Here is a 5,746-nt window from a genome sequence, read left to right on the forward strand (position 1 = left end):
GATCGCGGAGGTGATGCGGAGGCCGGTGCCGCGGCGTCGTGATCGGCGTCCGACGCGTCCCGCTCCGAGTCCGGGAGTTCGGGCAGCGGGACGCCGGTCGAGGTGAACTCCACGACACGCTGCCGCGGGCCGGTGCGCTCGTCGTCGTCGTCGTCGATCACCGGCTGCTCGTACGGCCCCGACACGTACGCGGCGTGGAACCGCGTGAGGTCGTCGGAATCGGTCTTGAGGTAGCCCGCGCCCGGCGTGCCGGGCAGGTGGTAGGCGTCGACGACGCCGAGCACGGAGCGCGACTCGCTCGAGGAGAACGTCTTGAGGCCGATCCGGTAGGACAGGTGGCTGTCGAGGCCGCGCAGCTTGCCCTCCTCCAGCCGCTGGGAGGCCAGCAGCAGGTGCATCTGCAGCGAGCGGCCCAGCCGCCCGATCGCCACGAACAGCTCCGCGAAATCCGGCTTCTGCGTGAGCAGCTCGGAGAACTCGTCGACCACGATGAACAGGGCCGGCAGCGGGTCCAGCGCCGCGCCGGCCGCGCGGGCCCGCTCGTAGTCGCCGACGTTGGCGAAGTTGCCCGCCGCGCGCAGCAGCTCCTGGCGCCGGGTCATCTCGCCGTACAGGGCGTCCTTCATGCGGTCCACCAGGTCGAACTCGCCCTCGAGGTTGGTGATGACCGCCGAGACGTGCGGCAGCGACTCCAGGCCGAGGAAGGTCGCGCCGCCCTTGAAGTCTAGAGTTCGAACCCGACCGAGCGCTGAAGTTCATCAATACCGACGGCCAGGACTATAAGAGAACATATGGGACAGGATAAATGATCTACAGCTTTCCAAGCTCCGACCAACAGCGAATGGACCTTTCTCGAGCGGTGTGGACGGATCCGAATGCCACCAGAAAAGGCCCCTTCGAGGGGTACTCCATTCTCAACTATCACGCTAATTCCATAGTGTCCACGGTGAGCTCCCTTTACCGAGCTGGGGAATCTAGCATCAATGCGAACCTTAAGATCAAGACACGAGAGGAGGCTAGCGAAGCATTTCAGGATATTTGGCGAAACAACATCGGGACCGTGCCAGAATTCCCGTTTGCTGAAATATTCATCTACGCCTACGGCGATGCGGTACTTACTGCACACTACTTGACCGGTAGCGACGCGCTCAAGTGGGACGTGGACGCTATCGACATCTCCGTGATTCGCGAAAAGCTGCGCCCGGCCTCAATCAATCCGCCTGAAGCGCGTACCGACTAAGCGTGATCATAACTAGGGCCTCCTCAATGCAGAAATAGCAGATGTCGACTCAGCACTAGTTTCTGCCTAGTTTCGACATCGCCAGATGCGTTCGCCATGAAGGCTCACCGATTCAACGAGGCAACGAACCAATTGCCGGGAGAGCAGGGAGGAATCGAGGGGACGATGCCGATCACGCTGACCGTCGATGACGAGACCACCGCTGCGCTCGTCGACAAGCTCACCAACGACCAATACTTTCTTGCCGAAGAACCTGCTGACCACGCAGCCATGATCCTCTTCTACGAAGCAAATACCATCAATATGCTTGTGGCGGCATACGGCCCTGAACGAAGCGATATTCGCGGGGACATACACCCTAGAACTGCCCGAATTCTGCGTGGAGTCGTCCAAAACACTTGGCTCGACAACCAAGACGACCAACCGGGCGAACCCCTTGCCGCGATCATCCAGTGCGATCTCGAGGCGAGGACTGCGACCGTGACCTACCACCTCGGCGACGAAGCCGAGGCCTGGCGCTTCAACGATGACAACTCCATGGAGCTACGCGCCGCGCTGACCCCCTGACCCGACCCCCACTGAGAGAACTCGGCTATGCCCGCACCCCAGACGACTGACCCGACAGCACTGCTCGGCCGGTGGGAATTGACCGGCTTTTCTGAACAGGACGCCGGACACCGATCAGGCAGCTACGCAATCATCTTTCGCGACCGTTCGCTCTACACCCCGGACACATTCTCTCCCGCCGGTGGCGAAACGCTCGTGATCACCGACTCCGGCGGCGAGGTCCACTTCTCGATGCGAGGTGGCGCCAAGGTCCCCTGGACCTCCGCCGAGAAGGAGCAGGGCGTCCTTCTCGACTCGATCGAGGACCAGGACGGACGCATCGTCAGCAGCGTTGCGCCCTACCTCCGCATGGAGCGACTAGTGGACGGCACCTGGGTGAGCAAATACTCAGACAGCGACCTCGACATGGACAACGTGATGTTCACCGACGGACCTGACCTGGTGTTGATGGTGACCACGATCGTCGACGAGCTCTACGTGACCAAATACTTCTACCGCTTCTCGCGTGCCTGACCGGCGTGTCCCCAGGGCCAGATCCCGCCCCACGATCGATAAGCATAGGCTTGCCTTATGGCCGTCGTGAAGATCAACGCCCTCAACGTTCCGCCGCAGGCCGGCGCCGAGCTCGAGCGCCGGTTCTCCGAGCGCGCGCACACCGTCGAGAACTCCCCGGGGTTCCTCGGGTTCCAGCTGCTGCGCCCGACCGGCGGGGAGACCCGCTACTTCGTGGTAACCACCTGGGAGGACGACGCGTCGTTCGAGGCGTGGCGCGACGGCGACGCCCGCGCGGCCCACGCAGGTCAGCACGGCAAGCCTGTCGCCGGCGGCGCGAGCCTGCTGGAGTTCGACGTGGTCATGGACGTCAAGCCCGCCGGCTGACCAGACCTGACGTGACCTGACCGCACCCCGCATCGCTGCCCGCCCATGGACCGGATCGCCGAACTGCCGTTCGCACCGGCCTTCGGCACCCTGTTCCTGATCGTGATGCTGCGCGCCAACGCCACGTATTGGCTGGGTCGGGGCGCGCTGACGGGGGCTCGGCTCAGCGACAGGCTCACCCGTCGCCTCGACGGGCCCACCATGAAGCGCGCCCAGCGGCTCTATGCTCGCTTCGGCGTGGTCGCAGTGCCGCTGTCGTTCCTGACGTTCGGCATTCAGACCGCGATCAATTTCAGCGCAGGCTTCACCGTCATGCCGCTACGTCGCTACCTGCCGGCCGTGACCGTGGGGTGTGTACTCTGGGCGCTGCTCTACTCCACCGTCGGCGTGGTCGGCTGGGCGGCGATCGCGACCCTCTGGGACCGGATCGCCGCCTGACCTGGTCAGCTCTCCTCAGTTCAGGGCAGTGGGCCCACCACAGGTGCCAGGTCCTCCGCGAACCGGTCGTCGGCGAGTTCCGCGACATCGACCGGCTCGATCTGACCGTCCTCGGTAAACACGTCGGCGAGTTCCTGTTCTCGCGCGATCGTGTCGGCCAGCGCCACCGGCCGGCGGGTACTGCGGCTCTGCGACAGCTGCGCCGCCTCCGGCGTCAGATCCACGGCCTCGCCGTAGAACCGCGCCCACTCCTCCGGGTTCTCCGCGGTCCACGTCCCCGCCTCCGCGAGACGCACGAGGAAGTCCGCGATCGCCGTCTGCCGACGCGGATCGGCGAGCGCGTCATGCGAGGCGAGACCGAACCAGAACCCGTTCGAGGCCTCGGCCGCGGTTGTGAGGGTCCGCGTCTCGGAGGTCGTCTGCGCGATCGCCGTGTACGGGTCCCAGATCGCCCACGCGTCGGCGTCGCCGCGCGCGAAGGCCGACCCCGCCTCGGCGGGCTGGAGGAAGACCAGCTCTACCGACTCCGGGTCCACCCCCGCCTTCCGCAGCTGCAGCAGCAGGTGGCCGTGGGCGGAGGTGCCCTTGGCGACCAGCACCTTGCGGCCCGCGAGATCGGCGACCGACCCGACGTCGGAGTCCGGGCGGACCAGGATCTGGTCCCCCTCCCCGCCGTTGGCGTACGCGGAGACGATCGACACCCGGGCACCGGCGGCCGCCCCGAACACCGGCGGGGTGTTACCGGTCACCGCCACGTCGATCTGGCCCGCGTTGAGGGCCTCGACCTGCGGCGGCCCCGAGGTGAACGTGGAGAACTCGATCTCGTACGGCAGGTCCTCGAGCTGCCCGGCGGCGGTGAGGATCGCCTCGGTGCCGCCCTTCTGGTCCCCCACCTTGAGCACGAGGTCCGACAGGTCGGCGAGGTCCACGCGCTCCGGCTCGGGCGCCGCGGCCTCGGAGTCCCGGGTCGCGCACCCCGACACCAGCAGCAGGGCGGCCGTGATCAGGGCGAACACCCCGACGAGGAGGCCGGAACGGCCCCGGGTCCCGGAGATGACGGTCATATCGAGTAGTCCTCTTCTGTGTGCTCGACGCCCAGTGCGTCGAGGAGTGAACGGCGGTGGTGAGCAGTGGCTCCCCGTCCGCGCGGGTCGTCGATCGTCTCGGTGTGCGCGACCGACCCGCCGTCCAGGACGTGGACCCTGTCGGCCAGGGCGACGGCCTCGTCGACGTCGTGCGTCACCAGCAGAACGCCGAACCCGTGGTGCTCCCACAACCGCAGCAACAATCTGTGCATGGTGCGGCGGGTCAACGCGTCGAGTGCGCCGAAGGGCTCGTCGAGGAGCAGGAGTTCCGGCTCGGCGACGAGGGCGCGGGCCAGCGACGTCCGCTGCGCCTGCCCGCCGGACAGCTGCCCGGGGTAGGCGTCCCCGCGGCCGCCGAGCCCGACCTCGTCGAGGATGCGCGACACCCTGGAGGCCTTCTCGCCCCGGTCCACCGTCACGCGGTTTAGCCCGTGCAGGACGTTCGCCGCGACGGTCCGCCAGGGCAGCAGCCGTGCGTCCTGGAAGACAACCGACGGGGCGCCGTCGATGAGCACCTGCCCGTCGTAGTCGCGGTCCAGGCCGGCGAGGATGCGCAGCGCCGTGGACTTGCCGCTCCCGCTTCGCCCGAGCAGGGCGACGATGTCCCCGCGGGGGATCTCCAGGTCCAGCCCGTCGAGGACGGTGGTGCCCCCGAAGCTCTTGGTGAGGCCCCGCAGGGCCCCCGCGGGCGCGAGTGTCGTGGTCATGTTCGTGCTCCTGGGACTGGAGGGTCAGCGGTAGTGGCGTAGCGCGCGGGCCTCGGCGACGCGGACGAGTGCGTCCGTGAGGATTCCGAGCAGTGCGTAGACGACGAGGCCGACGATGATCACGTCGATCCGGAAGTAGTCGCGGGCGTTCATGATGAGGTAGCCCAGGCCCGTGGTGGCGTTGAGCTGCTCGGCGACGATGAGGGTGAGCCAGGCGATGGCCAGCGACTGCCGGACCCCCACCAGGACCTGCGGCGCGATCGACGGCAGGATCACCTCGGTGAGTCGCTGCCGCCGCGAGAACCCGAACACCGTGGCCATGTCCCGCAGCTTCGGGTCGATCTGACGCAGGCCCGAGGCGGTGTTGAGGTAGATCGGGAAGACCACGCCGAGGGCGATGAGCAGTACCTTGGGCGCCTCCCCGATGCCGAACCAGAGGATGAACAGCGGGATCAGCCCGAGGTGGGGCAGTGCGCGCAGCATCTGCAGCGGCGGGTCGAGGATCGCGTCCGCGTAGCGGGACGTCCCCACGATCACGCCCAGGACGAGGCCCGCGACCGCCCCCAAGGCGAACCCCTGCGCGACCCGGACGCTCGAGACCGCCAGCGCGTCCACCAGCTCGCCCGACCGCAGGAGTTCGATCGCGGATTCCGCGATGAGCTGCGGCGCCGGCAGGATCCGCTCGGGAAGGATCCCGGTGGCGCCGGCGATCTGCCAGACCACGATCAGCAGGATCGGGCTAAGCCACCGCAGCCACCAGAGCCCGCCCCGGCCTCGTCGTCGCCGTCCCCTTCCCCGCCCCGGCGCCGTCGGCGCGTCGGCGGCGGCTG

General features: G+C 67.4%; 8 protein-coding genes and 1 pseudogene. 5 read left to right on the forward strand and 4 right to left on the reverse strand.

Features of this window, described 5'->3' with window-relative positions; translation table 11 throughout:
- Positions 1-728: pseudogene (locus HMPREF3086_RS11190) on the reverse strand (FtsK/SpoIIIE domain-containing protein); the annotation flags it as partial.
- 218 nt (positions 729-946) lie between these two features.
- On the opposite strand from HMPREF3086_RS11190, the gene HMPREF3086_RS18550 reads away from it, so the two are divergent.
- The 5 genes from HMPREF3086_RS18550 to HMPREF3086_RS11210 all read left to right on the forward strand — a co-directional run bounded on the left by HMPREF3086_RS18550 (position 947) and on the right by HMPREF3086_RS11210 (position 3,124).
- Complete coding sequence (locus HMPREF3086_RS18550; RefSeq protein ID WP_141764065.1) at positions 947-1,240, forward strand: hypothetical protein; 294 nt, start codon at positions 947-949, stop codon at positions 1,238-1,240.
- A 165-nt stretch (positions 1,241-1,405) separates the two neighbouring features.
- A complete protein-coding gene (locus HMPREF3086_RS11195; protein ID WP_070721909.1) occupies positions 1,406-1,807 on the forward strand; it encodes a hypothetical protein in 402 nt (133 codons plus the stop codon).
- A gap of 195 nt (positions 1,808-2,002) precedes the next feature.
- Entirely contained in the window at positions 2,003-2,320 is a 318-nt protein-coding gene (locus HMPREF3086_RS11200; RefSeq protein WP_239550081.1) for a hypothetical protein, read from the forward strand.
- Between the two features lie 57 nt (positions 2,321-2,377).
- The gene (locus HMPREF3086_RS11205) at positions 2,378-2,686 is read left to right on the forward strand and encodes an antibiotic biosynthesis monooxygenase family protein (RefSeq protein WP_070721913.1); all 309 of its coding nucleotides are present in this window, start codon (positions 2,378-2,380) and stop codon (positions 2,684-2,686) included.
- Between the two features lie 45 nt (positions 2,687-2,731).
- Positions 2,732-3,124 (forward strand): DedA family protein, encoded by a 393-nt coding sequence (locus HMPREF3086_RS11210; RefSeq protein WP_070721915.1) that lies wholly within the window; start codon positions 2,732-2,734, stop codon positions 3,122-3,124.
- A gap of 20 nt (positions 3,125-3,144) precedes the next feature.
- Here HMPREF3086_RS11210 and HMPREF3086_RS11215 read toward each other — a convergent pair whose 3' ends face one another.
- The 3 genes from HMPREF3086_RS11215 to HMPREF3086_RS11225 form a co-directional block, all read right to left on the reverse strand.
- A complete protein-coding gene (locus tag HMPREF3086_RS11215; RefSeq protein ID WP_070721918.1) occupies positions 3,145-4,188 on the reverse strand; it encodes an ABC transporter substrate-binding protein in 1,044 nt (347 codons plus the stop codon).
- Positions 4,185-4,916 carry an ABC transporter ATP-binding protein gene (locus HMPREF3086_RS11220; RefSeq protein WP_070721921.1) on the reverse strand — a complete coding sequence of 244 codons (732 nt, stop codon included), beginning with the start codon at positions 4,914-4,916 and terminating at the stop codon, positions 4,185-4,187. Before HMPREF3086_RS11220 ends, HMPREF3086_RS11215 begins: the two co-directional genes overlap by 4 nt.
- 24 nt (positions 4,917-4,940) lie before the next feature.
- Positions 4,941-5,746: ABC transporter permease (locus HMPREF3086_RS11225; RefSeq protein ID WP_371441668.1), on the reverse strand; the 806-nt coding region annotated here is incomplete at its 5' end.

Source organism: Dietzia sp. HMSC21D01 (genome assembly GCF_001815995.1).
GTDB classification, from domain to species: domain Bacteria; phylum Actinomycetota; class Actinomycetes; order Mycobacteriales; family Mycobacteriaceae; genus Dietzia; species Dietzia cinnamea.